Source organism: Nocardia sp. NPDC004722 (genome assembly GCF_053601505.1).
This window is the reverse complement of the sequence record NZ_JBSGBY010000056.1, coordinates 1-22,292: the sequence shown is the minus strand read 5'-3', so window position 1 is coordinate 22,292 and position 22,292 is coordinate 1. Positions and strand designations below refer to the sequence as shown.

The 22,292-nt window shown below is 65.8% G+C and carries 20 protein-coding genes; 13 read left to right on the top strand and 7 right to left on the bottom strand.

Going from position 1 to position 22,292, the window contains the following annotated elements; genetic code table 11:
* Positions 1–113 precede the first annotated feature (113 nt).
* Complete coding sequence (locus tag ACWELQ_RS09055; RefSeq protein WP_452396488.1) at positions 114–857, bottom strand: tyrosine-type recombinase/integrase; 744 nt, start codon at positions 855–857, stop codon at positions 114–116.
* A gap of 501 nt (positions 858–1,358) precedes the next feature.
* Between ACWELQ_RS09055 and ACWELQ_RS09050 the strand changes: the two genes are divergently transcribed.
* Together ACWELQ_RS09050 and ACWELQ_RS09045 are read left to right on the top strand one after the other, a co-directional pair.
* On the top strand, positions 1,359–2,327 hold the full coding sequence (locus ACWELQ_RS09050) for an alpha/beta fold hydrolase (protein ID WP_452396487.1): 969 nt from the start codon (positions 1,359–1,361) through the stop codon (positions 2,325–2,327).
* A 25-nt stretch (positions 2,328–2,352) separates the two neighbouring features.
* Positions 2,353–3,363, top strand: a complete 1,011-nt coding sequence (locus ACWELQ_RS09045) for an alcohol dehydrogenase catalytic domain-containing protein (RefSeq protein ID WP_452396486.1) — start codon at positions 2,353–2,355, stop codon at positions 3,361–3,363.
* 231 nt (positions 3,364–3,594) lie between these two features.
* On the opposite strand, the gene mobF is transcribed toward ACWELQ_RS09045, so the two are convergent.
* Together mobF and ACWELQ_RS09035 are read right to left on the bottom strand one after the other, a co-directional pair.
* Positions 3,595–9,033, bottom strand: a complete 5,439-nt coding sequence (gene mobF / locus ACWELQ_RS09040) for a MobF family relaxase (protein WP_452396485.1) — start codon at positions 9,031–9,033, stop codon at positions 3,595–3,597.
* Positions 9,034–9,201: 168 nt separating this feature from the next.
* Positions 9,202–9,915 carry an HAD family hydrolase gene (locus ACWELQ_RS09035; RefSeq protein WP_452396484.1) on the bottom strand — a complete coding sequence of 238 codons (714 nt, stop codon included), beginning with the start codon at positions 9,913–9,915 and terminating at the stop codon, positions 9,202–9,204.
* A gap of 35 nt (positions 9,916–9,950) precedes the next feature.
* Between ACWELQ_RS09035 and ACWELQ_RS09030 the strand changes: the two genes are divergently transcribed.
* From ACWELQ_RS09030 to ACWELQ_RS09005, 6 genes are all read left to right on the top strand, one after another.
* On the top strand, positions 9,951–11,162 hold the full coding sequence (locus ACWELQ_RS09030; RefSeq protein ID WP_452396483.1) for a helix-turn-helix domain-containing protein: 1,212 nt from the start codon (positions 9,951–9,953) through the stop codon (positions 11,160–11,162).
* Positions 11,163–11,289: 127 nt separating this feature from the next.
* On the top strand, positions 11,290–11,628 hold the full coding sequence (locus ACWELQ_RS09025; RefSeq protein WP_452396482.1) for a BlaI/MecI/CopY family transcriptional regulator: 339 nt from the start codon (positions 11,290–11,292) through the stop codon (positions 11,626–11,628).
* 8 nt (positions 11,629–11,636) lie between these two features.
* On the top strand, positions 11,637–12,002 hold the full coding sequence (locus ACWELQ_RS09020) for a hypothetical protein (RefSeq protein WP_452396481.1): 366 nt from the start codon (positions 11,637–11,639) through the stop codon (positions 12,000–12,002).
* A gap of 381 nt (positions 12,003–12,383) precedes the next feature.
* Positions 12,384–12,569 (top strand): helix-turn-helix transcriptional regulator, encoded by a 186-nt coding sequence (locus ACWELQ_RS09015; protein WP_452396480.1) that lies wholly within the window; start codon positions 12,384–12,386, stop codon positions 12,567–12,569.
* A 67-nt stretch (positions 12,570–12,636) separates the two neighbouring features.
* Positions 12,637–13,869 carry a tyrosine-type recombinase/integrase gene (locus ACWELQ_RS09010; protein ID WP_452396479.1) on the top strand — a complete coding sequence of 411 codons (1,233 nt, stop codon included), beginning with the start codon at positions 12,637–12,639 and terminating at the stop codon, positions 13,867–13,869.
* A 115-nt stretch (positions 13,870–13,984) separates the two neighbouring features.
* A complete protein-coding gene (locus tag ACWELQ_RS09005; RefSeq protein WP_452396489.1) occupies positions 13,985–14,575 on the top strand; it encodes an Rv1733c family protein in 591 nt (196 codons plus the stop codon).
* Between the two features lie 58 nt (positions 14,576–14,633).
* On the opposite strand, the gene ACWELQ_RS09000 is transcribed toward ACWELQ_RS09005, so the two are convergent.
* From ACWELQ_RS09000 to ACWELQ_RS08990, 3 genes are read right to left on the bottom strand one after another with little or no spacing between them, the layout of a single operon-like run.
* Complete coding sequence (locus tag ACWELQ_RS09000; protein WP_452396478.1) at positions 14,634–15,551, bottom strand: 2-hydroxyacid dehydrogenase; 918 nt, start codon at positions 15,549–15,551, stop codon at positions 14,634–14,636.
* 49 nt (positions 15,552–15,600) lie between these two features.
* On the bottom strand, positions 15,601–15,753 hold the full coding sequence (locus ACWELQ_RS08995; RefSeq protein ID WP_452396477.1) for a hypothetical protein: 153 nt from the start codon (positions 15,751–15,753) through the stop codon (positions 15,601–15,603).
* Between the two features lie 26 nt (positions 15,754–15,779).
* Positions 15,780–16,247: a hypothetical protein gene (locus ACWELQ_RS08990; RefSeq protein ID WP_452396476.1), complete on the bottom strand. Its 468-nt coding sequence runs from the start codon at positions 16,245–16,247 to the stop codon at positions 15,780–15,782.
* Between the two features lie 134 nt (positions 16,248–16,381).
* On the opposite strand from ACWELQ_RS08990, the gene ACWELQ_RS08985 reads away from it, so the two are divergent.
* The 4 genes from ACWELQ_RS08985 to ACWELQ_RS08970 all read left to right on the top strand — a co-directional run bounded on the left by ACWELQ_RS08985 (position 16,382) and on the right by ACWELQ_RS08970 (position 20,008).
* Positions 16,382–16,573 (top strand): hypothetical protein, encoded by a 192-nt coding sequence (locus tag ACWELQ_RS08985; protein WP_452396475.1) that lies wholly within the window; start codon positions 16,382–16,384, stop codon positions 16,571–16,573.
* A 182-nt stretch (positions 16,574–16,755) separates the two neighbouring features.
* Positions 16,756–17,694 (top strand): non-homologous end-joining DNA ligase, encoded by a 939-nt coding sequence (gene ligD, locus ACWELQ_RS08980; RefSeq protein ID WP_452396474.1) that lies wholly within the window; start codon positions 16,756–16,758, stop codon positions 17,692–17,694.
* Positions 17,695–17,786: 92 nt separating this feature from the next.
* Positions 17,787–18,200 (top strand): pyridoxamine 5'-phosphate oxidase family protein, encoded by a 414-nt coding sequence (locus ACWELQ_RS08975; protein WP_452396473.1) that lies wholly within the window; start codon positions 17,787–17,789, stop codon positions 18,198–18,200.
* 404 nt (positions 18,201–18,604) lie between these two features.
* Positions 18,605–20,008, top strand: a complete 1,404-nt coding sequence (locus ACWELQ_RS08970; RefSeq protein ID WP_452396472.1) for an amino acid permease — start codon at positions 18,605–18,607, stop codon at positions 20,006–20,008.
* An 81-nt stretch (positions 20,009–20,089) separates the two neighbouring features.
* Here the strand turns inward: ACWELQ_RS08970 and ACWELQ_RS08965 are convergent, their stop codons facing one another.
* Positions 20,090–20,677 (bottom strand): hypothetical protein, encoded by a 588-nt coding sequence (locus tag ACWELQ_RS08965; protein ID WP_452396471.1) that lies wholly within the window; start codon positions 20,675–20,677, stop codon positions 20,090–20,092.
* A 416-nt stretch (positions 20,678–21,093) separates the two neighbouring features.
* On the opposite strand from ACWELQ_RS08965, the gene ACWELQ_RS08960 reads away from it, so the two are divergent.
* Positions 21,094–22,032, top strand: coding sequence for a helix-turn-helix domain-containing protein (locus tag ACWELQ_RS08960; protein ID WP_452396470.1), 939 nt, complete (start codon positions 21,094–21,096; stop codon positions 22,030–22,032).
* Positions 22,033–22,292: the final 260 nt, after the last annotated feature.

The window sequence follows — 22,292 nt, the reverse complement described above, 5'->3', positions numbered from 1 at the left end:
TGGGTTCAATACCCGGATGGTTCCTGGCGCTCCCGATAGCGCCAGGCTCGAGCCGGTCGCGTCCAAGCGCAACAACGTGCTCGGGCTCATCGGCAATGCAGGATGTTGAGATGTCATGTGGCCGAGGCCATGAACGCTGCGAGGATGTAGTTGGGGTGGCGGTCGAGGTTGGTGCGGGCGCGGTCGTAGCGCATGGTGGTGCGGGGGTCGGCGTGGCGGGCGGCGATCTGGACGTCGCGGAGGTCGACTCCGGCGTCGAGCATGGTGGTGACGAAGGTGTGGCGCAGCATGTGGGGGTGCATGCGCGGCAGCCGGACCACCGAAACATCCGACAGACGCCGCAAGCGGCGGGTGGCGCAGTGACGGTCCATTCGTCTTCCCCGCAGGTTCAGCAGGATCGGCCCATGTAGTCGACCGTCGACGGCTCGGTCGATCGCCCGCCCGACCGCGGGCGGCAACGGAATCAAAGCGATCTTCGAACCTTTGCCGAGGACGTGCAGGACGCGGTGGCCGTGTTCCTCACCGAGATCGGTGACGTCACATCGGCATGCCTCGCTGATCCGCAGGCCTAGGAGTCCGAGCATGGCGACCAGCGCGAAGTCCGGCGGGTTGTCCGAGTCACGGGACGCGACGAGCAGGGCTTCAAATTGAAGGTGCGAGAGTCCCAGTGTCGGAGACTCGTTCGACACGCGGGGCCGGCGAACGTACTCGGCGGGTGAGTGCTCAAGCAAACCATCGATCACGCAGGTGCGATAGAACCCCGCCACGACTGCCAGGCGGCGGGCGATGGTGGCGGGTTTGAAGTGGCGGGTCTCTCGCATCCACAGCGAGTAGTGCTCGACCTCGGTCCGTGTCACCGCCAGGGGTCTCAGTTTCCGCTCGGTGCACCACGAAAAGTAAAGGCGTAGATCCGATCTCGTATGGACGCGCGAGACGACGGCGAACCGCGCAAGGTAAGCGAGCGACGCCAGCCGCAGGACGAGATCATCACCGGCGAAGGAGACGTCCAGGTCGGGGGAAGTACTCATCCCTCACGATGGCCCGGCATGGACAACTCACCGAAGCCAGACACGAACCGCAGAACGCATGGCTCGTGCCACGGCAGAACGTCCTGCATTGCCGAGTTTCGTGCATCGTTTCTGGCGGATGTCGTCTGGAAAGTCGGTCAATGGAGCTTGTAGAGGCTTCGATGAGACCTCGGTCTCACGTCTGGGAGCTAGGGCGGTAGTTGTCCTAGCTGGTTCCTAGCGTGGTGTTCGACCACCGATCCGAGACAATGGCATCGTTGTCGCTATCTATCGGTATGGCCAGCTCGAACCCTTGAACCCGCTGTTCAGCTACCGAGAGGACCGACCATCATGCGCACCTACGAAGCCGCCGACCGCGCCGCCACCTTCGTGCCGCACGCCTACCCCGAACACCTCGCCGATCTCGGCGAGGTCCGCATGAACTACGTTGTCGAGGGCGACCCGAAATCGCCTGCGCTGCTGCTGATTCCCGGCAACGGCGACTCCTGGTGGACCTACGAGGAAGCGATCGGCTTGCTGTCGCCGAACTTCCAGGTCTACGCCGTGGATATCCGCGGGCACGGCCGCAGTACCTGGACCCCGGGCCGCTACACCGTCGACAACGTCGGCAACGACCTGGTGCGGTTCATCGACCAGGTCATCGGGCGTCCCGCCCTGGTCGCCGGGAACTCCGCCGGGGGCGTGTACACCGCGTGGCTGGCCGCCTACGCCAAGCCCGGACAGGTCCGCGCGGTCGTCCTCGAGGACCCGCCGCTGTTCACCTCCGAAGCCGCCCCGAAGTTCGGGCCGGGCTCGTATCAGGCGGTGGCACCGATCTTCGCGGTCCGCTCGAAATGGCTTGGTGATCAATGGTCGATCGGCGACTACGCCGGGCTGATGAAGGCCATGCCCACCGAGTTGCCCGCCGACATGGTCGCCGGAATGAGCTTCATGTTCGGCAACCACGACGATGACGGCACGGTGCCTGAACCTCCGCAGAACATGAAGGAGTACGACCCGGAGTGGGCGCGGGCGTGGGCCGACGACAGCGCCAACGCCGGTTGCGACCACGCGAACATGCTCGCCCACATCCGCGTTCCGGTCGGGTTCACCCACCACTTCCGCACCCTCGACCCCGACACCGGGCGGCTGTTCGGCGCGATCACCGACGTCCAGGCCCAGCAAGCCTGCCGGATCATCGAATCCGCAGGCCAGCGCGTCGAATACGTCTCGCTGCCCGACGCCATGCACCAGCTGCACGCGGCCGATGCGAAACGGTATGTGCAGACCGTCACCGAGCTGTTCACCACCCTGGCCTGATTCGCACACGTCGAGGAGAACCGATATGCGGTCACTGTGGTACACCGCTCCCGGGGTCGTGCAATGGCGTGAAGTCCCCGCACCGCGCCTGGACGCGGACACCGCAGCGCTGGTGGAGCCGGTCGCGGCGAGTCGCTGCGCCTACGACCGGCTCCTGATCAGCGGCGATACCCCGATCCGGCCCGGATTCGCGATCGGCCACGAAGCGGTGTGCCGGGTCCGCGATATCGGCGACGCCGTGACCCGGGTGCGGGTCGGTGACCTCGTGGTCGTCTGCCCGTTCGTCGCCTGCGGCACGTGCGGGCCGTGCCGGGCCGGGCGCAACTCCCACTGCTCCACGACCCCGCAGGGTGCTTCGTTCGGTGTGCCCGCGGGGGGATCGTGGGGCGGGCTCTACGACGACGTGGTCCGCGTCCCCTACGCCGACGCCATGCTCACCCCACTACCGGCCGGGGTGAACCCGGCCGAGTTCGCTCCCGTCGGTGACAGTCTCACCCTCGGCTACGAGGTGATGTCTCAGCGCCTCCGCGAGGGCCACTCCCGCATCCTGGTCCTGGGCTGGTCCGAACACGGGCTCTACCAGGTCGCCTTCGCCGCGCACTTAGGTGCCACCGAGATCGTTTACGTCGATGAGAACCCTCGCCACCGCGAGATCGCGACCGCCCTGGGCGCGCGCAGTGAACCGGGGCCGCCGGGCCCGCAGCTGGGCCGCTTCGACCTGATCATCGGTGCCCATCCCGACCCCGGCCAGCTCACCGGCGCGTTCTACCTCCTCGAAGAGGAAGGCGTCATCGACAGCCTCGGCGGATTCGCCAATATCACTGTCCCCCAAGCCCTTGCCTACAGCCTGGGCGCGACCCTGCGTGTCTTCCGCGGCTACTCCAACCCCGACACCGTCGCCACCGCCGTACGAGCAATCCTCGACGGCCACATCCAACCCTCGATCGCCTACAGCCACATCGTGGACTGGGACGACATCCCCACCGCCATGTCCGCACCCGACGGCAAACCCGTAGCCATCCGAACCCCCGAATAGGGCGAAGACAACACCGTAGTACGTCCTGTCTATGCCGCTGACCGCGCTGATCCCACCGGCCAGCGCGACGGAGCGGAAGATCAAGTGGCGGTGTCGGTCTGAGGTCGGCCGAACGTCCTGCATTGCCGCTGATCGCTCGGTTCGGAACGGCCGGTGTCGCACCCCGAAAGATCAACGGGCAGTGGATCATCCAGCCCCTCCACACTGGTCCTGATGCGTCTACTGATCGAGTTACCTATCGGAATCAGCAGAGCTCGCGTCGCCGCGGACAGGGCTGCCAGCGGGATGTCGGCGGCAGCGGTTTCGACGTCGGTGACGACGGGGACATTGTGCGGGCCGAGGACCAGCGGGCGCATGGTCAGGCTGGGCCACAGTGGCAGGCCGACATCGGGTATCGAGTTCGCCCACGCCGCGGTCCCGCGATCGTGGCAAACGACGAGAAGGATGACTGGCAGGTCGTACTTCGCGTACAGGTGGGCGAGGTAGTAGATCCAAGCGGACGGCTTGCAGGGGTCGGGGCGGCCCTGCGCCTCCATGATCAGCAGGAAGTCGCCCTGAGCGGAGGCGATCCGCAGGAGGGTGTCGACGCGGCGGTCGATGTTCGGTGAGGTCGGTGGGCAGGACGGTGACCTCGGTCGGATCGGGGAACGGCAGCGCCAGTGCACGGAAGGCCCGCGCGAACATGGCCGGGTCGTGCTGGAAGATCCGATGCATCGCCTCGTGCCGGGCACTCACCATGGCACCAGGGAGCTTTGCTTTATGCCTCGGCCCCGAGATCGTGTTCGGCGGCCATGGCCGCTTCGGGCCCGCGCGGGCCGCGTTCAGGTTCGTACTCGGCGGCTGTGGTCGCGGAACGCTGATCGCGCAGCCGCTTTTCGGCGGCGGCCTGGGCGGGGGAGAGATGACGGCGGCGGTCACGTTCCGCGAGTGCTTTGTCCAGGTTTGCGGTGGTCGTGGTGCGGGCTTTGGCCTGGCGGGCGTGCAGGTCGGCGGCGCGGGCGTCGGTGTGGCGGGCGGCGGCGAGTTCGTTGCGTTTTCCGTGGTGTCGGCATCGCGGTCGAGGATGGTCTGCCAGCGATGCGGTGCCGCTCCGGCAGCGATCACTTCGACGCGGGCTTCCTCGGCGTGTTCGCGGGCCTGCTGGGCGGCCGTGCGAGCCGTGGCTAGCTCGTTCTGGGCGCTGTCGCGTTCGGCTTCGGTCTTGCGGCGGGTGCCGATCCGGTAGGCGGACACCGCTTCAAGCTTGCGTTGGGCATCGCTGAAAGCTGTTGTCGCGGTGGCGAGTTCCATATCTGCGGTGTCGGCCGTGACCTGAGCAGCCAGGGCGGCGCGTACGAGATCGGCTTGCGTGTGCAGTTCGGCATGCTCGGCTTCGACCGTTGCCAGCGTCTGCCCGGGGGCCGTCGCTGGTGCGGGATCGGGGCGGTTGAGACTGGCGCGCAAGGCGCGGATGCGGGCGGCAAGATCGGCGTCATCGAGGGTGCGCAGCGGATCGCCCTGTAGTTCGGTGGTGCCCTCGAGGTTCTCGAGGGCATGGAGCTGTTCGCGGAGTTGAATGGCGTGGGCGGCGAGCCTGTGATCGACACCGGAATGCCTGGGCGGCAATGGCGTTGGCGCGGTGCGCAGGGCATCTGCGGGGGCGTGCTGGTGTTGCTCGAGGACGGCTTGCCCACGGGCGGCCAGCACGCTCGCGGCGGCTTCCGCGCGGGTTAGGGGCGGCTGGGCGGCTTCGATGATTTCGGTGATGAACTCGCGTGGGTCGAGGCCAGCAGTGTGGGAGGCGGCGACCACGTCGAGCAGGTACTCGTAGCAGGGTCCGTCTTCGACGTGACGGCGCAGCCTCGCTGGAAGATGCTGAGCGAGTTCGTGGCGTGCCCAGTCCCGGCCCAGGGCCTTGGCGGTGTGTTCGTAGTCGGCGCGGATCCGCGCGAGCCGTGCGGGCAACTCCGCAGGGTCGGGGACGGCGAAAGTGTCGGCGAACTCGCTGATCTCGGCGACCCGCTCGGCAGCCTGATCAGGCTCATCGAGTTCGGACAGTCGGGTGTAGAGGTCGCTGGTGTAGTCGGCCAGCTCGGCATCGATGCCCGCGAACCGCGGCGGCACCGCCGCTAGCTCCGGGGCGGGCAGGTCGCGGACTGCGAGGAACTTGCCCTCGGTGCCTGTGGTGGGCAGTCCGAGCTGGCGGGCGATATGGCGGTCGGCGCGTGAACGCAGAACCGCGGCGGGGTTGTCGGTGGCGTCGATCGGATCGATTGTGGTCCGCCACCGGTCGGTGGCCGCGAGTCCGACCAGGGTCGCCAGGTCGAGGCCGGATTGTTCGGCACGATCGAGGGTTTCGACCAAGGTCTCGTATTGCGGCGACTGTACGACCTGCCGATACAAGCTGGTGGGCAGAGCGTGTTCGAGCACGGTGTCGATGCGGTCGCGGACGAGCAGGCCACGGGCGTGGTCATAGATCTCGCGCAACCGCTGCGGATCGTCGGCGGCCGCGAGTTCTCGGCGTAGGACTTCGGTGGCGGTGATGTTGTCGTCTTCGCGCGCGAGCTCTCGACACCACACTTCGTAATCAGAGCGGGGTTCGGCGGGCGCGTGGTCGAGATCGACATCGGGCAGCGTGTCGGTGGCCAGGAAGATGCCGTTGTAGTCGCTGCCCCGGGTGAGCCCGACATACGCGAGCGAACGACCGAGTGCTGCGCCCATGAGCACGTACGCGTGTTGAACTGTCATACCCTGCGCACGGTGAACCGTACTGGCGTAACCCAATTCGGTGTTGTCGGCGACATAACGAGCAGGCAGCACGACCTGCCCTCGGTGGGTGACCCCGCCAACGGTCAGTGACCCGTCCGCGTGCACCTTCCGCACCCGCCACTGCTCGCCGTTGTCGATCGGATCCCCGGCCCGGATGCCGCCGGTGATGCGGATCCGGTTGGTGTTGCGGCGCGTCACCACGATGTCCCCGACATACGCGGTGTGCTGATCCGCGAGTGCCGTGCCGGGCCCAACGGTGTCGACGTGTCCGGCTTGCGCGTGTGCGGCTTGGGCTGCCCCGTTGAGCAGATGCACGTCCTCGAGGGTTGCAGCCATCATCAGACTCGACACCCCGGAGTCGAGGTCGGCCAGGTGCGCGGTGAGGATTTGCTCGCGCAGTTCGTCGACCATCCCGGACACGATGCGACCCGCGGAATGGTAGAACTCCCAAGCTCCGGGAGCGTCGCCGTCGCGCACCCGCAGCGACGCCTGCGCTTCGTCGGGATCCGCGAATCGGACGACGGTATCGAGTGCGGGGGCGTGGGTGTCGGCGGCGACCAGGCGCAAGCAACCCCCAGCCTCCACGGCCGAAAGTTGGGCGGGGTCGCCGATCCATCGCACCACCGCACCGTGCGCATCGGCGAGGGCTTGCAGCTCAGCGAGATTCGCGGTCGCGGCCATTCCGGCTTCGTCGACCAGCAGCATCGTGCCGGGCTCGATCCCAGCGTCTCCCGTCTTGCGGGCGCGGGTGAGCAGGGACTCGATCGTACGGGCGGGGACACCGATGTCGTCGCCGAGTACCCGGGCGGAGGACTTCTGTGGCGCCAGCGCCAACACCTTTCGCCCCTCGTCGATCCAGGCGCGCGCGACGGCGCGCATGGCGGTGGTTTTGCCGGTGCCGGCGGGCCCGATCGCGACCGCCAACCGCGTCCCGGACACACACAGATGCCGCACAATTCGCTGCTGTCCGGCGTTGAGCGCCTTACCGGTTTCGGCCTCGACCGCTTCGACGGCCGCAGCGATTGTCGTGGTGGTGACGAACTCAGGGGTGGGAGTTCTGGCGGCGTCCAGGAGTGCGTTTTCGGCGTCGAGAACGGTGTGGCTGCTGTATCGGATGGTGGTGGCCGCGCAGGTGGTGAACACACTGTGCCCACTATTGCGGGCCAACGCTTTTGGGACCGGCTCGGGATCGACGGTGAGCTGAATGCTGCCGGACAGCACTGCATTCACGATTTCCGCGACCGCGTCGGCCTGTTCGGTGTCGGAGGCGAAATCGCACGCGGAGACGCGGTCTTCGGCGGCCGCACGGACATGTACCTCGGTCCAAGTCGCACGCCGTCGGGCCACCGTCTCGGCGACTTCGGCGGCGAGACGCTCGCGGTCGTAGACCTCCTCCCCGACATGCCCAGCCTTCCGCCCGGCGAGGTCGAGCAGGTTGTTGTCGTGCTCGGGATCCAGCAGCAGTTCCGCCTCTGCGACGGCGGCTTCCCGGTCGCTTTCAGCGGAGAACTCGTAGCGGTGCAGAACGTCGCGCACCGCGGCCGCCCGCTGACCTGGCGTGGCATCAGTGAGCTCACCGACCTCCGCGGCGAGCACGACAGCAGCAGCGAGGGCGACATGCTGAGCGTCGTAGTCGCGCAAGGCGTTCGGGTCGTGAGACAACTCGAGGACGTGGCCGACCCACTGCTGGGCGGTGCGGCCGTCGCCGAGGAAGTGTTCCGTGTCGGCGGCCCATTCGTCGATCATTTCGCGCAGGGTCCGCGGTAGCGGTTTGGCGCCCCGGGTAGCCAGTGTGGCGGCCTGTGCGAGGCGGATCTGCACGGCTTTGCTGGGGTTGTGGCCGTGCTTGGCGCGGTAGTCGGCGACGAGTTTCTCGGTGGCGCGCACGATGTTCGGGCGACGCGAGAAATGCGTGATCACGTCATCGGGGACGTTCGCGATCTCGTACACGGGTGCCTTGCCCAGCCCATTGCGGTAGCGGGGTTCGAACCGCAATCCGAGTCGTCTTTTGAGTTTGCCGGTAATCGCGGCGTTGTATTGGCACGACAGGGAAACCGTTGCCGCATACAGTGACCGCGCATCCAAAGCGCACCATTTCCCGTCCGCACCCAGCACCCGCGCTGACACCACCGCATGGGTATGGAGGTTGGGATCACCGGTGCGATTGTCGAAGTGATCGTAGAGCGCGAACGTCATTCCGTCCGCGTCGATCTGACGCACACCACCCGCGCCGCGTCGGGCGAGCGCGAACTCCGACTGCATCCGTTCGAGGGTCTCCTCGACCGCCTCACGATGGCATTGCGCGATCTGCGCGCGCACAGCGTCGTCGCCCAGACCCCACAGCATCGACACCGACTTTTGCGGGGTGAACACACAGTCGTAGCCGGCGACCGCGCGGGCGTGGCGTCGTTTCTCATCTGCCAAGGCGTCCTCGATTTCGATCCCCGAGGGCTCGCGTTGGAGTTCTTCGGTGAGGTGCTGGCGTGCGGCGTTGGCTCGCAGATCAGCCCATTCCTGCTGAGTCAATGGACGGCCCAACTCGGCCAGCAGGGCGGTCTTGTCGCGCTGATAGATGGCTTGGATCGAGGTGGTTCCTTGTCCGCGCGCATGGGTTCCGCTGCCCAGGGATGCGGCGGTGAGTGCCTGGCGGGCGGGCGACCCGGCATCGATGGCGTCGATGATGATCCGGTCGGCATCGGGGTGAATCCCTTCGCCATACAAGGCGAGCATCTGGGCTTGGGAGACCTCGCCTGTCACACCGAGAATCTCGGCTCCCCGACCAAACCATCGGCCGGGTGGAGTACCGGTTGCTGTGTAGTAATCGGTGAACGATTTGTCGGCCGCACAGGTGCGGTCGCCGGTGGCGACCTGCCGTGTGAGGTAGGTGTAGCCATCGCCCGCGTGGAGCGCGTGGATGGTCATCACAAGATCAAAGGTAGGCCGAAATATGAACGCCGGAAATGGTTGTGGCCGAAAATTCACAATGGTGCATGAGGTGTGTACGGGCTCAAGGCTTTTCGAGGGAACTAACGGGAACTCGCGGGAATAGCACCACAGGAAGAGGAGATTGGGGGCGCAAATAGCTTGGGGCTAACGGTTTGCGAGAGAGTGGATCGTGGTGGCCAGGGTCGAGGCATCGCAGAGATCTGCCAGCACCGCGTCGGCGCCGCTCAGCTTCTCGGCCGGCGTCCCGCCTGCCGCGACCGCGACGACTCGGGCGCCGCCGCGCAACGCGGTGTCGACGTCTGCGGGGCTGTCGCCGATCAGCACCGTGCTGCCTCGGTCGAAGGTCCCTGCTCCCGAGTCTGCCGCGCGCTGCTGGGCTATCGCGACCAACGCAGGGCGATTGCCGTTGTCATCGCCGTACGCGCCGATCTCCAGATCGAGGTGCTGCAGCAGGCCGAAGGTCTCGAGCTTCACGCGGGTGACCGCCCTGGTGTTCCCGGTCAGCACCGACTGGTGAGCCCATGGAATGGTCGCCAAATGAGCCAGGGCTTCCGCCGCGCCCGGCATAGCCCGCCCCTGAGAACCGAGGTCGTCCTGTCGTCGCAAGTAAGCCTGCGCGAGCGCTTCGGCGAAGAACGGGAACTCAGGAGGCTGTGTGATCCCATGCAGGGCAGCAGTAGCCGCATAGATGTCGGGTTCGGTGCGGCCGGTGATGTGTGGCATTTGTTCCAGCCGTTCACCCGTCACCGTCTCGAAGGCTTCGGCGAAGGCAGCGCGACCGACACCCCGGGTCTCGATGAGCGTATGGTCCACATCCCACAGGATCAGGACATCGGTGTCGTTGCGCGCGAATTTCATGCGAACCCTGCTCCTCCGGTCCTACCGTGACATCTATGGCCAAAGTGCCTCGGCCTCATGACCATATCGGCGTGCGGATCCGTATGTACCGGGAGCGGTCCGGGCGTACCCAGGACGCCATCGCGGGACTGGCCAGTATCAGCCGCGACTACCTCGGTCAGATCGAGCGTGGCCGCAAGACACCGAGCACGGAGGTCGTCAGGGCGATTGCCGCTGCTCTCAGAGTTCCCGCCGGTGTTCTGCTCGGCGACGTCTCCGCCGCGCCCGCCTCGGTGGTTCCGGTCAATGGGGATCGATTGGCACTCGCGTTGTTGTCTGGTGGCGGACGTATCGTCGATGCTGACGAACTGGCCGCCCGGACCGCCGCGGCATGGGACACGTGGCAGTCCAGTGGTCACCGCTACAGCGAGCTGCTGCCGGATCTCCCGGATCTCGTCCGGGATACCGAAGCCACTCGTCGTGCAGGGCGGAGCGGGTCGCAGCATCGCCGGTTGGCTGCCACCGCGAGCGAACTGTACGGGTTGCTGCGCACGGTCACCCGGCGCGTGGGCCGGAGCGACCTGTCATTCCTGGTGGCCGACCGCGGGGTGCGCGCGGCCGAGGACGCCGATGATCCGATCCGGATCGCGGTCGCCCAGTGGAATCTCGGCCACACCCTGTTGGTCTCGGGAGAACACGAGGCAGCGATCGAACTGGCCGCCCTGGCCTCGACCGCCGTCATGTCCGCGGCAGGACAGACCCCGGCAGCGTTGGCCATGACCGGTGCGCTGGAACTGATTGCCGCAGTGGCAGAAGCGCGCTCGGGGCGCTTGTGGGAGGCGCGCGACCGCCTCCACGATGTTGGTCCGCTAGCTGTGCGGGCTCGCGTCGCCGGGAACGTCGGCCACACGATGTTCGGCACGCTGAATGTGGGACTCCACGCCATCGCGATCGAATTGCAGGCCGGCGATGCGCTGGAAGCGTTGCGCATCGCCGAACAGCTGGATACGTCCGCGTGCCCTAGCGTGGAGCGCCGGTTCACATTCGCGCTCGATCTTGCGCGAGCCTACGAGCTGCGCCGCCAAGAGACAGGCACGCTGCTGCACCTGCTCGACGCCGAACAGGTTTCGCCGGAGGACCTGAAGTTCAACCCGGCTGGCCACGACATGGTGCGTCGGCTGATGACTCGCAGTCCGCAAGCCACCACTCGGGCCCAGGCGGCCAAGCTCGCTCAGCGACTGAATATTTCAGCGGATGTGGTCCGCTAGTCAATGCGGTCTCTCGGACCACATCGACCACGTTGATCGGTCATAACCTCATCGCCGGTGCCAGGTCACCGGTTCGGCACGAAGAGCGCTGTCTCGTTGTCGACATCCGGGTGCTGTCCGCATCCGGATGATGTGGCCCGCATATCGGTCCCTGGCACCCCTGCGTGGCTCCATCGACGACACGGGGCCGATAACGGAAGGGGTGGCGATGGCTTTGACGTACACACAGGCAAAGGTTCTGGGCGTTCTGGTCGCGTTGGGCGCTGCGCAGGCTCGGACAGTGCGGCAGGTGTGCGCCGAGACGCAGCTGTCGCAGGGCACCGTGCGAACGGTGCTGCGCCGCTTGTCGTATCTAGGGCTGGCGATGGGCACTCGGCAGAGTCCACCGAACTGGCGTTGCACGGTCCGTGGTCGTCAGGCGTTCAACCGGGCGGGGTACCGCGATCGGATAGAGGTGACCTCATGAAGCGGAACGTGGTCGCGTTCATGCAGCGGGAGATCTCGGGCGACCATGAACTCGACGACTACGTGCAAATCGTCGGTATCGCTGAGCGTCTCGGCGGTGTCGTGACGTTGGTGAAGTACGGGGGAGCCGAGGAGGACCGTGAAACTCTACTGATCCGTCTGATGAACCTCGTTTACAACGAGCGCGCCGACATCCTGGTCATCCCGAATCGCGAGCACCTGGCTGCGGAGGAAGTCCGCGAGCTGCTCAAGTGGACGCAGGTCGTCGAGGCCGATACCGGCGAATACTTCGCTCCCGCGGTTGCCGACGGTCGTCACCGTCCACACTTGCTCGTGATCCCCGAGGACGCGACCGGTAGTCGTCCTCGTTCCTGAGCTTTTGAGATCGGCCCATCCGCAAGGGTGGGCCGAATGTTGTTCTCGCCCTGAATTCCAATGGTCTATTACAACATTCGCCTGACCGCTGCATATCTGCATGGTGTATTGCCTGGATGTGAACGGCGGCATATTCTGACGTCTACTCGATACGATCCGCGATACGTCGGATGGTTGTCGAACCGATAGCCGGGGTCTGTGATGGCAGCCCTGATGACGCGGAGCGTTCGTGGGTGCGCAGCACACGAACCGACGCGTATTCCAGAACATCTGTGCCTCCGTGAGCAGGCAAGACGAATCCGATCCCGAGGTCAACCTCGGCTATCGCTGGGCAAACCTCGGTGATCTTGAACTCCCGGACCTCGGCAAGGAGATTCGAGCATGTCCACCACCGATGCGTATCTGACCCGGGCGCAAGTGGCGCACCGGTTACAGCTGGCCCCTAAGACGCTCGCTAACTGGGCGTCAATCGGCAAGGGGCCGAAGTGTATTCGGCTCGCAGGTGGGCGAGTCCGGTATCCCAGCGAGGAATTCTTTGCGTGGGAGCGGACACAAATCGATCCGTAGCGAGGGAAGTGAGGTTGCATTGCCCAGGGAAAGGATGGTGCCGGGCGCACCGCCTCGGAAACGTCAATTGGAACCCGAGAAGGGCGCGGATGGCGTTTGGCGTCTGGATCGTGTGAAGCACCGGACCTTCAGCGGTACTTACACGCGTACCAGCGCCAGCGGGCGCACGCGTACCGAGTGCCTCGAGGACTGGGATCGAAAGTTCGAGGTCAATCGGTACAAGGGCTCGGTTCGGTCCCGACGCACGGCGGTCGCGTCGAGGCGATTCACCACCGAGGACAAGATGATCGACGTCTTCGACTGGTTCATGGAGGTAACCCGCAGGCGTGTAGCAAAGGGGGAGATCAAGTCTCAGACCCTCGAGATCTACGAACGAATGATCTACGCGTCCGGCGGACCGAGGTCCAAGGACAACGCTGTGCGGCTGGAGACGGAGCTGGGTCATCTGACCCTTGGTGAGGTGGGAGATCCCGGTTTCCTCGCTGACTATCTCGATGACATTGCCAGCCTGGTTCCCGGCATTGCGCACCAGCATTATTCGATCCTTACCGCGATCTTCAAGCGCCTCGTGCTGGTCGGCCCGTTCAAGTACAGCCCTATGGCACCGGTACCGAATCCGTCCCTTCGGGGCGGGAAGCAGAGAGCCTTGAAACTCGCGGAACGCGAAGCGCTCTACGACCTGTTCGTAAACCGTGCTGTGCGGACAAGGTACAGGCTCGTGCTGTTTCTGATTCTGCTGGGAACCGGCCTGCGGATCGGTGAGGCGCTCGCGCTGCGATGGATGGATGTGGATCTGCGCGAGGGTGACAAGTGCGCTGTCATCCATGTCTGCGGCACAGTGGTGAAGTGCAAGGGCGGCGGATTGCGGCAGGACAAGCGCAAGAACGATGGCCGCTTCTACTATCTGACGCTGCCGATGTGGCTGACGGTAGAGCTTCGGGAGTGGCGGCGGCAGGCGGGGAGAGTGGACGAGACGGCACATCTGCTGGTGAGCAAGCGAGCTTGTCTCGTATCGCCAGGTGCCGCTGATCAGTTGTTGCAGAAGGTGGTTCGGGGTACGTCACTGGAGTGGGTGCAGTTCGGCAACCTGCGGGACACCGCCGCGACCCACGTCACTGGCAAGACCAACGAGCCGCTGCGCGCCAGTGCCCAACTCGGGCATGCCGAAGCCTCGACAATCGCCACCGTCCACTACATCGACCCGGAAGGCTACATCCAACCGGCGGTGGACAACGTGGAGGCACTGGAGTCGTTGAGGCCGCGAAAAGTGGAGGAAAAGTGGAATCTGGAGGCCGCGTAATGTACTCGCAACGCTGTGACCTTGACGTTCAGTGTGTTGATGGCGTATCAGAGTGGGTACAGCTACCGATGTAGTCGGTGAGAACGACGCGTGGAGAGAGGCGGTCCAGGTGTCGATGCGTCCTCCTTTGCCGACGCGCCTGTGGCGCGTGCGGCCGTGGAACACCAATTCGCTGATGCGTGTCTCGGATCGGGTCGAGATCGTGTTGCGGGCGGTGGCGGTGGTTGTGGTGGCTGCCGCGGTGCCGGTCGCGGGGGCGATCGGGACGGTGAGTTATACGGGGGCGCAGGCTCGGATCGCGGCGCAGGATGCGGGGAAGGTCCGGGTGAGTGCGACCGAGACCGCGGATGCGGTGGCCTTGCCGGATTCTGACCGGTATGCGGGGCACGCGGAGCGGTATCAGGCTCCGGTGCAATGGAATATCGACGGGAAGACAGCGACGGCCACGGTGGATGTGCCCGGGCCGCAGGCCACGGGGGCGACGGTGTCGCTGTGGGTCAAGGACGGGCAGCCGACGCTGGCTCCGTCCCGGCCGGGAGCTGCGGCGGCGGAGGGGATCGGGACCGGGCTCGCGGTGCTGGTCGAAACCTGGTGTGCGGCGGCCGCGTCGGTGTGGTTCACCGGCACGGTGTTCGATGCCAGACGGTATGCCCGCTGGGAGCGGGAGTGGCGGGGCATCAACCGGCCCATCGGCAAAGACTTATAACGACTCTCGCAACTCTCAGGGGCTTCGCCCCCGAACCCCCAAGAATCGATGTCGCAGTTCAGTATTCGCCGCGGATGAGGTTCTGTGGCGGGTCGCCTGCCACGTAGCGCGCGATCGCCGCGGTGGCGACGGCCCAGCCGCGGTTCAGGTTTCCATTACTGCTGCCGCCCACGTGCGGGGTGAGCAGCAGTCCCGGAGCGTCCCAGAGCGGATGGTCCGCGGGCAGCGGTTCGGGATCGGTGACGTCGAGAATGGCGCGCAGGCGGCCGGATTCCAGCTCGCGCAGCAGGTCGTCGGTGCGCACCACCGGGCCGCGCGCGGCATTCACCAGGATGGCCTGATCGGGCATGCGCGACAGGAATTCCGCGTCGACCATGCCGACGGTGGCGGCGGTGACCGGCACCATGAGCACCACCGCGTCGAAATGGGGGAGCAGTTCCGGGATTTCGTCGACGCCGTGCACGCCGTCCCGGGCACGCGTACCGACCAGTTCGACGGTGGTGTCGAACGGCGCCAGCATCCGCCGCAGCTCGATCGCCAGATCGCCCGCGCCGATGATCAGGATCCGCTTGCCGTGCAACGTATCGGTGCGATGCTGCGTCCACCGGTGCTCCCGCTGGGCGAGGGCGAACTCGGTGAATTCCCGGTAGACCGTGAGCAATCCGGTGATTGCCCATTCCGCCGTGCTCGCACCGTGCGCGCCACGGCCGGTGGAGATCATGACCTCGGCGGGCAGCTTGCCCACCCACAGCTCGGCTCCGGCCGTGAGCAGTTGCACCAGGCGCAATTTCGGCAGCGAGCGCGCCAACTCCACCGTCTCGGGGCGATTGGCCAGGAAGGTGGGCACGAAAATCTCCGCCTCGTCCGCGCCCGCGGGCAGCGGCTCGCCGAGCGTATAGCGCAGCGCCCGCACGCCTTCCAGCCGCGAGACCGCCGCGAAACCATGTTCGTCGGGTACCAGCACCGTCACCGTCATGACTGCGACGCTAGCCGACCGGACGGAATCCGGTCGGCGCGGTCGGGAGTCAATAGCGGGGATGGGCCAGGTACCGGGCGGGCGCGCCGAGCAGCCAGCGGATCAATGCCGCGGTCAGCACGATGATTCCGAGCGAGGTGCAGGCCGGGGTGGCGAGCAGCCAGCCGGCGTCGAGTAATGCGAGGCCGAGCACGGCGAGCATGCGGTGTCCTCTGGCGGACCGGAGTCCTATTTGGAGACGGATTCGGTTTTGGCGGGTGCGCCCGGGGTTTTGCGGAAGAGGTTGACCGACCAGGTCGGCCGCGTGAAGCGGCGTTGCGGCGTCTTGGCCATCGGAACCACCGGCTGCCGGGGCGAATCCACGCTACGCGCAGGCTTGGCCGCAGGTGCGGGTTTCGCGAGTTCCTTTCGTGCCGCGGCCATTTCACGCCGTGAATGCCGCAGCTCGCGCCGCGCCACCACCCCGCGCCGGGAGGTGGTCCACACCCCGGCCAACACCAGGATGAAGCCCGCCGTGCCGATCGCGCCCACCAGAATCCCGTAGGCGAACAACAATCCGGTGGATCCCCCATAGGTGTGATCGAAGACGGTGAAGCCGTTGGCCAGAACATGACTGCTACCGCTGTTGGCCTGAACCCCGGCCACCCCCACGGTCACAGCACCCAGCAGAGCGATGAGCCCGATGATAGTCAACATATCAACGGCATGCCCGCTCTCGACCAGGTCAAACCCGGTCAGCGGCGGGTTGCCGGTGAGTCTCGGCGGTTTGGGCCGTCACGCGACGGCTATGTCCGGATCGCGGAACCTCCGCGAACAGACAGGAGTGCAGCATGTCCACCTACACCTACGATCTGCCCCGCTTCGCCGCCGAGGCCGACCAGGCCGAACGCGCCGTGCGCGGGCTCGATTCCACCACCGGCGTGAACATCGACGAGGTGGCCGAGACCATCACCGTCACCTCCAGCCTGACGCACGGCGAGGTGCTCGACGCGATGCGCCGTCACGGCATCTCTGCCGAATAGGCCCAGCAGCGCTGCCGAATAGGGCACGGCATCTCTGCCGAGTAATCGGGATCCGGCGTTCGGCGCGTCGCACCAAGGACGGAGCTACTAGATAGCAAACTTCAAGGCATGTCCGTTATGCCGGATAGTCGGCACGGGTAGCGGCCTCGGTGGCCGCGTCCGTCCGCCGTGGCCCGTCGCCCATGCTGGCGACCGGGGGCTCACCGCCGGACGGGCCCGGCTGGGCATTCGAGATGAAGTGGGACGGCGTGCGGATCATCGCCCTCGCCGGCGCGGGGGAGGCACAGCTGTTCAGTCGCAACGGCAATGACGTCGGTGCCGCCTACCCGGAAGTCGTGGCCGCCCTGAAGACGTTGCCCGGCAAGGAATCCCTGATCCTCGACGGCGAGATCGTCGCACTGGATCGCGACGGCGCGCCGTCGTTCGGGCTGCTGCAACGGCGCATGCACGTGGCCCGACCGGCGGAGCCGCTGATCGCGGAGGTGCCGGTGCGGTTCTTCGTCTTCGATCTGCTGACCGTCGACGGGGTCGACCTCACCCGGCGGCCCTATCTCGAGCGGCGCGCGCGGCTCGCGGAATTGGCTCTGCCCGCACCGCTCTCGGTGCCGCCGCACTGGATCGACATGGATGCCGAGAAATTGCTGAAGGTGGCGCGCGAGCATCGGATCGAGGGCATCGTTGCGAAGCGGACGGACTCGGTCTATCTGCCGGGCCGCCGCTCACCCGCCTGGATCAAGACGCCGCTGCGGGAGCGCACCGAGGCGGTGGTGGCGGGCTGGACACCGGGAGCGGGAGCGTTCGGGGCCAGTTTCGGGTCCCTGGTGCTGGGCGCGCACGACGACGCCGGACGACTGGTCTACATCGGCAATGTCGGCACCGGCTTCACCCACGCTGCCCGCCGGGTGCTGCGCGGCGCGCTCGACGAGATCGAAGTCTCCGCAAGCCCTTTCGAACAGCCCCCGCCGGAAGCCGCTGCGGGCGGCTGGCACTGGGTGGAGCCGATCCTGGTCGGGGATGTGGAATACCGCGAATTCTCTGGCGAACGACTGCGCATGCCCAGCTGGAAGGGGTTGCGCACCGACAAACCACCCGCCGTGGTCGCGGTGCCGCCGCACCGCTGACCCCCGGCCCCGCCGGTCCGATGCTGACCATGAACCCTGGCACGCGACAAGGCAATTGGCGAATTCGCCGTGGATCGACCACAATCGGAATCATGGGCGGCGTAGGGGCACGAAAGCTGCGCGAGCTCTCGGCTGCCGATTCACTGAAACGGCTGGCGGGCGCGCACTACGGGCGAATTGTGTACTCGCGCCGTGGACTTCCGATCATCAGACCGGTCAATCACATCGTCGAAGAGGACGTCGTGGTGGTGCGCGCGCACCTGGGCGCAAGCCTGTTGCGGGGTGACGGCCAGGTGGTGGCCTACGAGGCAGACTCCTTCGACGAACACACCCGACAGGGCTGGAGCGTGATCGTCACCGGCGTCGCCCGCGTCGTCATGGACCCCGAACAAGTCCAGCGCTACGAGACCCTCCTCGACCCGTGGATCAACCTGCCGATGGACCACGTCATCCGTATCGAGGCCGAGGTCGTCACCGGCCTCGAACTCATCGACGAAGCTGGCTGAACCACCTCGGCGGCAGCGCGATTGCGGGCGCGATACCGGGCGTCCACCGGCTGTAGCAGACGACAGGTGATGACGGCCGTGTCGCGGCGGCGAATCGTGCCGAGCCGCCTGGCCTGTCCACGTGCCGGGCAGAGGTCGAATCGGGCCGTGCAGCGGGCCCGTCCGGGCTGGCCGCACGGCGGCGGAGGCCCGCTATCGCGGGTGCTCAGGCGCATTCCGGGCAATTCGCAGCGCAACACCGAACGACACCACGCGCGCCGGTGACTGTGACGGCAAATACCTCTCCGGTAGCGTGACACGCCGTTGGACCGAGCACGGCAATCCGTCGGCAAGCTCGGTGCGGCCGGTATCGCCCGATCACCAATGCTGGGGTTCCGGCCGCACGCACGTGAGAGGAACCGCATTTGACAGCCTCGGAAAGGCAACTACCGGACACCGGTACGACCCCCGCGGACGACGAGGGGTATTCGCGCGGCCTGTCGCCGCGCACCATTCAGATGATCGCCATCGGCGGTGCGATCGGCACCGGCCTGTTCTACGGCGCGGGCGGCGCGATCCAGAAGGCCGGCCCGGCGCTGATCCTCTGCTATCTGGCCGCGGGCCTGGCCATCTTCGTGATCATGCGAGCGCTGGGCGAACTGCTCACCTACCGCCCGGTCACCGGCAGTTTCGCCGAGTACGCGAACGAATTCCTGGGTCGCTTCGCGGGTTTCGCCACCGGCTGGACGTATTGGGCGGTGTGGGTCGCGACCTGCATGGCCGAGATCACCGTCGCGGGCAAATACGTGCAGTACTGGTTCGACATCCCGCAGTGGGTGACCGCGCTGGTGGTGCTGGGCATCATGTTCATCGCCAACCTGGTCTCGGTGCGACTGTTCGGTGAGGGCGAGTTCTGGTTCTCGGCCATCAAGGTGACCGCCATCGTGGCCATGATCGTGATCGGCGTCGGCGTGCTGATCTTCCACTTCGGCCACGCCACCAACCCGACCGTCACCAATCTGTGGAACGACGGCGGTGTCTTCCCCAATGGTTTCGGCCAGGCGCTGCTCGCCCTGCAGATCGTCGTATTCGCCTATGTCGGTGTCGAATTGGTGGGTGTGACCGCCGGTGAGGCACGCGATCCGAAGCGCACGCTGCGCAAGGCCATCAACACCCTGCCCTTCCGCATCGGTCTGTTCTACGTCGGCGCGCTGATCGTCATCATGTCGGTGTCGAGCTGGCGCACCTTCCATGCGGGCCGCAGCCCGTTCGTGGAGGTCTTCGAGCAGATCGGCATCCCCGGCGCGGCAGGCATCATCAACTTCGTCCTGCTCACCGCGGCCCTGTCCTCCTGCAACTCCGGCATCTACTCCACCGGTCGCATGCTGCGCAGCCTCTCCCAGCGCGAGGAAGCCCCCGCCGCCCTCGGCAACCTGAGCCCCCGCTCGGTCCCCGCGGTCGGCATCGCGGTCTCGGCCGCGGTCATGGTGATCGGCGTAGCCGTCAACTACTTCTCGCCCGAGAAGGCGTTCGGCTACATCACGTCCGTCTCCACCATGGGCATCATCTTCGTCTGGGGCATGATCCTGGTCTGCCACCTCCTCTACCGCCTCCGCGTCAACCGCGGCCAACTCCCCGCCAGCGACTACCGTCTCCCCGGAGCGCCTTTCACCACGGCCCTGGCCCTGGCCTTCCTCGCCCTGGTCGTCGTCCTCCTCTTCTTCACCGAAGACGGCCGCAGCGCCCTCGCGGTCGGCGTCGCCTGGGGTGTCCTGGTCTGCGCGGGCTACCCGCTGCTCTCTCGCAAACACACGAAAACCGCTGCCTAGCAGCGGTTTTCTCTGCTGAACGATCCGATGGTGTAATCGTCACTCCCCGCGACGATTACACCATCGTCGTTTCGCAGCCCGTCACAGCACCGCGGTCGCCGTCAACACCATGATCACCACGCTGACAACGACGATCGGCCAGACCGCGAGCCGCCTGTTCATGCGTTGTGCACCGGTCCTGATATTGGTCAGCGTCCAGATCGACAGCTCCCCGCCGCGAGTGATCCAGCCTTCGGTGAAAACCGGATCGTTGGCGAGCACTTCGGTCGCTCGGACCGGCAGAAACCGCGACTCCCAGTTCCGGCCTTCGTCATCCACGAGTCGCAACAGCATCCCCGGCCGGTGCTCCCACGGCGACAACCGCCCGAAAAGTCCTGCCACCCAGCGGTATCGGCTCCGCACCAACCGGCGCTGCGCCCCGGCCGCGACAATCGTGGCCCCGAGCGTCGGCAGCACCGAGCTGGGCACATACGGCTGCTCGCACAGCAGCGCGAGCATGGGCAGCACGAACCAAAGTGGCTGCGGCACCGCCATCATGATGCGATCCGGTGTACCGACGACTCGGCCGGTCACCGAACCGCGCCGCCGCGGCTTGCGCGGCCGCCGGACGCGCTCGATCGGGATCCAGGGAACGTACTCGGCGGCGATCGGCGCCGCGGGGACCGGCATCGCGGAAATCGGCTCTGGAGCAGTAGGTTCCGGAGCAGTCCGTATCGGAGGTTTCTCGGGTTCGAGTGGACTGCCGCACGTTGGGCAGGTTTGTGGAATGCTGTGTGACATGACGTCTTCTTCGTTAATACACGCTTAACAGAAAGTCCGAATCGCATACGATTCGGATATTTTGGGCATAAGACACCCATGCGTGCCGCCGAATTCGATCATCGGCAGGCGAAGTAGAGTCCCGCCCCATGGAAAATGCTCCGGGCCAGCGCCCCGGGAATGCGAATCACTTCATCGCCAGGCACCTCCTCCCCGTCTTCCACGGTGAGCTTCGGCGCGTCTACTGTCAAGTAACACTTGAACAATGAATCACGAAGAGTAAGTTGTGCTTGACGTGACAGGCCGTGTCCCCGGGAGAGGTGGTCATGCGTGAGATCAAGTTCGCCGCGACGCTCAAACATCTCATCGAGGCGGGCGACTACAGCGGCAACCGCAAGCAACTCAGTATTGATCTTGGTATCACGACCGCCGCTCTCTCGCAGTATCTGAAGGGGCAGAACAACCCCAGTGTGGACAAGCTGGTCGCGATCGCCGACCTGTTCGGAGTGTCGTTGGACTACTTGATGTTCGGCGAGGACAACGTCGCGGGCTCGGGTGGAACGCTCGACTACGGCCCGATCGCCCGCTACATGGAAGCAAGCCTCGCTTCCGCCCGTACGGACGCGGCCGTGCAGACCGCTTTTGTCGCGAAGATCGGCACGATCCTCGCTCAGCGCATCGGTGCCGCGGCACAGGATGCTGCCAAACGTCCACTGACCTTCGCGGGAATGCTCGATCATTATCAGGCTCTCGAACTGGAGCAATTCAGTCTGGAAAGTCTGGTCGCGGCAATGGATCTCGCGGAGGATCTCGTCACGGTTGAAGTTGGTATCGAGCAGGGTGTGGCTGCCGGGAATTTCCTCGCTGTCGTCGCGCAGAATATCGCCAGGAAGCGCCGCTATCATTTCGTGCTTTCCCCCGACATGCCGGACCGGGAATATTATGTGGAACAATTTCGGGGCCTGCTCGAGCAGCAGAACCTGAGCCGGTCCGAGATCGACAGATGTACGTTCAGCGTTGCGGCAGAAAGCTTCTACTCGGGCTTCTGCCTGTTCAGACTCGATGTCGCCCAACTGCGCAAGAACAGTCCGATCCTCTATCAGTCCGTCGTGGAATACATCGGTAGTGACGGCTGGATCGGCTTCACCGAGTCACCCAACTCGGACTATGTCGGGGTCTCACTGATGGATGCCCGTCATCGTGCCCTTGCATCGGCGACCTGGAATCGATTGAACCCCGAAACAAAGAAAGGCTCCGGTGCATGAACGGCCCAACCTGGGAGGGACGGACGCGCGGCGTTGTCGTCGCGCGGGTCTTGGAAGTACGGGCACATCCGAATGCCGAGCGCATTTGGTTGGCCACGATCGACCTAGGCGATGGTTCCAAACATCAGGTTGTGTACGGAGGCCAGCGGCCGGACATCGCCCCCAAGTTCCAGCCAGCGGAAACCCGGCTGCAATTCGGCGTCGAGGCGCGTTTTCAGCCCGAGGGACTCGAACAACTCCTTGGCCCGGTCCTGGTCGGT

Coding starts and splice junctions, on each gene's coding strand:
- ACWELQ_RS09050 (WP_452396487.1), top strand. CDS start 1,359: ATGCGCACCTACGAAGCCGCCGACCGCGCCGCCACCTTCGTGCCGCAC.
- ACWELQ_RS09045 (WP_452396486.1), top strand. CDS start 2,353: ATGCGGTCACTGTGGTACACCGCTCCCGGGGTCGTGCAATGGCGTGAA.
- mobF (WP_452396485.1), bottom strand. CDS start 9,033: ATGACCATCCACGCGCTCCACGCGGGCGATGGCTACACCTACCTCACA.
- ACWELQ_RS09035 (WP_452396484.1), bottom strand. CDS start 9,915: ATGAAATTCGCGCGCAACGACACCGATGTCCTGATCCTGTGGGATGTG.
- ACWELQ_RS09030 (WP_452396483.1), top strand. CDS start 9,951: ATGGCCAAAGTGCCTCGGCCTCATGACCATATCGGCGTGCGGATCCGT.
- ACWELQ_RS09025 (WP_452396482.1), top strand. CDS start 11,290: ATGATGTGGCCCGCATATCGGTCCCTGGCACCCCTGCGTGGCTCCATC.
- ACWELQ_RS09015 (WP_452396480.1), top strand. CDS start 12,384: ATGTCCACCACCGATGCGTATCTGACCCGGGCGCAAGTGGCGCACCGG.
- ACWELQ_RS09005 (WP_452396489.1), top strand. CDS start 13,985: ATGCGTCCTCCTTTGCCGACGCGCCTGTGGCGCGTGCGGCCGTGGAAC.
- ACWELQ_RS09000 (WP_452396478.1), bottom strand. CDS start 15,551: ATGACGGTGACGGTGCTGGTACCCGACGAACATGGTTTCGCGGCGGTC.
- ACWELQ_RS08995 (WP_452396477.1), bottom strand. CDS start 15,753: ATGCTCGCCGTGCTCGGCCTCGCATTACTCGACGCCGGCTGGCTGCTC.
- ACWELQ_RS08990 (WP_452396476.1), bottom strand. CDS start 16,247: ATGTTGACTATCATCGGGCTCATCGCTCTGCTGGGTGCTGTGACCGTG.
- ACWELQ_RS08985 (WP_452396475.1), top strand. CDS start 16,382: ATGTCCACCTACACCTACGATCTGCCCCGCTTCGCCGCCGAGGCCGAC.
- ligD (WP_452396474.1), top strand. CDS start 16,756: ATGCTGGCGACCGGGGGCTCACCGCCGGACGGGCCCGGCTGGGCATTC.
- ACWELQ_RS08975 (WP_452396473.1), top strand. CDS start 17,787: ATGGGCGGCGTAGGGGCACGAAAGCTGCGCGAGCTCTCGGCTGCCGAT.
- ACWELQ_RS08965 (WP_452396471.1), bottom strand. CDS start 20,677: ATGCCGGTCCCCGCGGCGCCGATCGCCGCCGAGTACGTTCCCTGGATC.
- ACWELQ_RS08960 (WP_452396470.1), top strand. CDS start 21,094: ATGCGTGAGATCAAGTTCGCCGCGACGCTCAAACATCTCATCGAGGCG.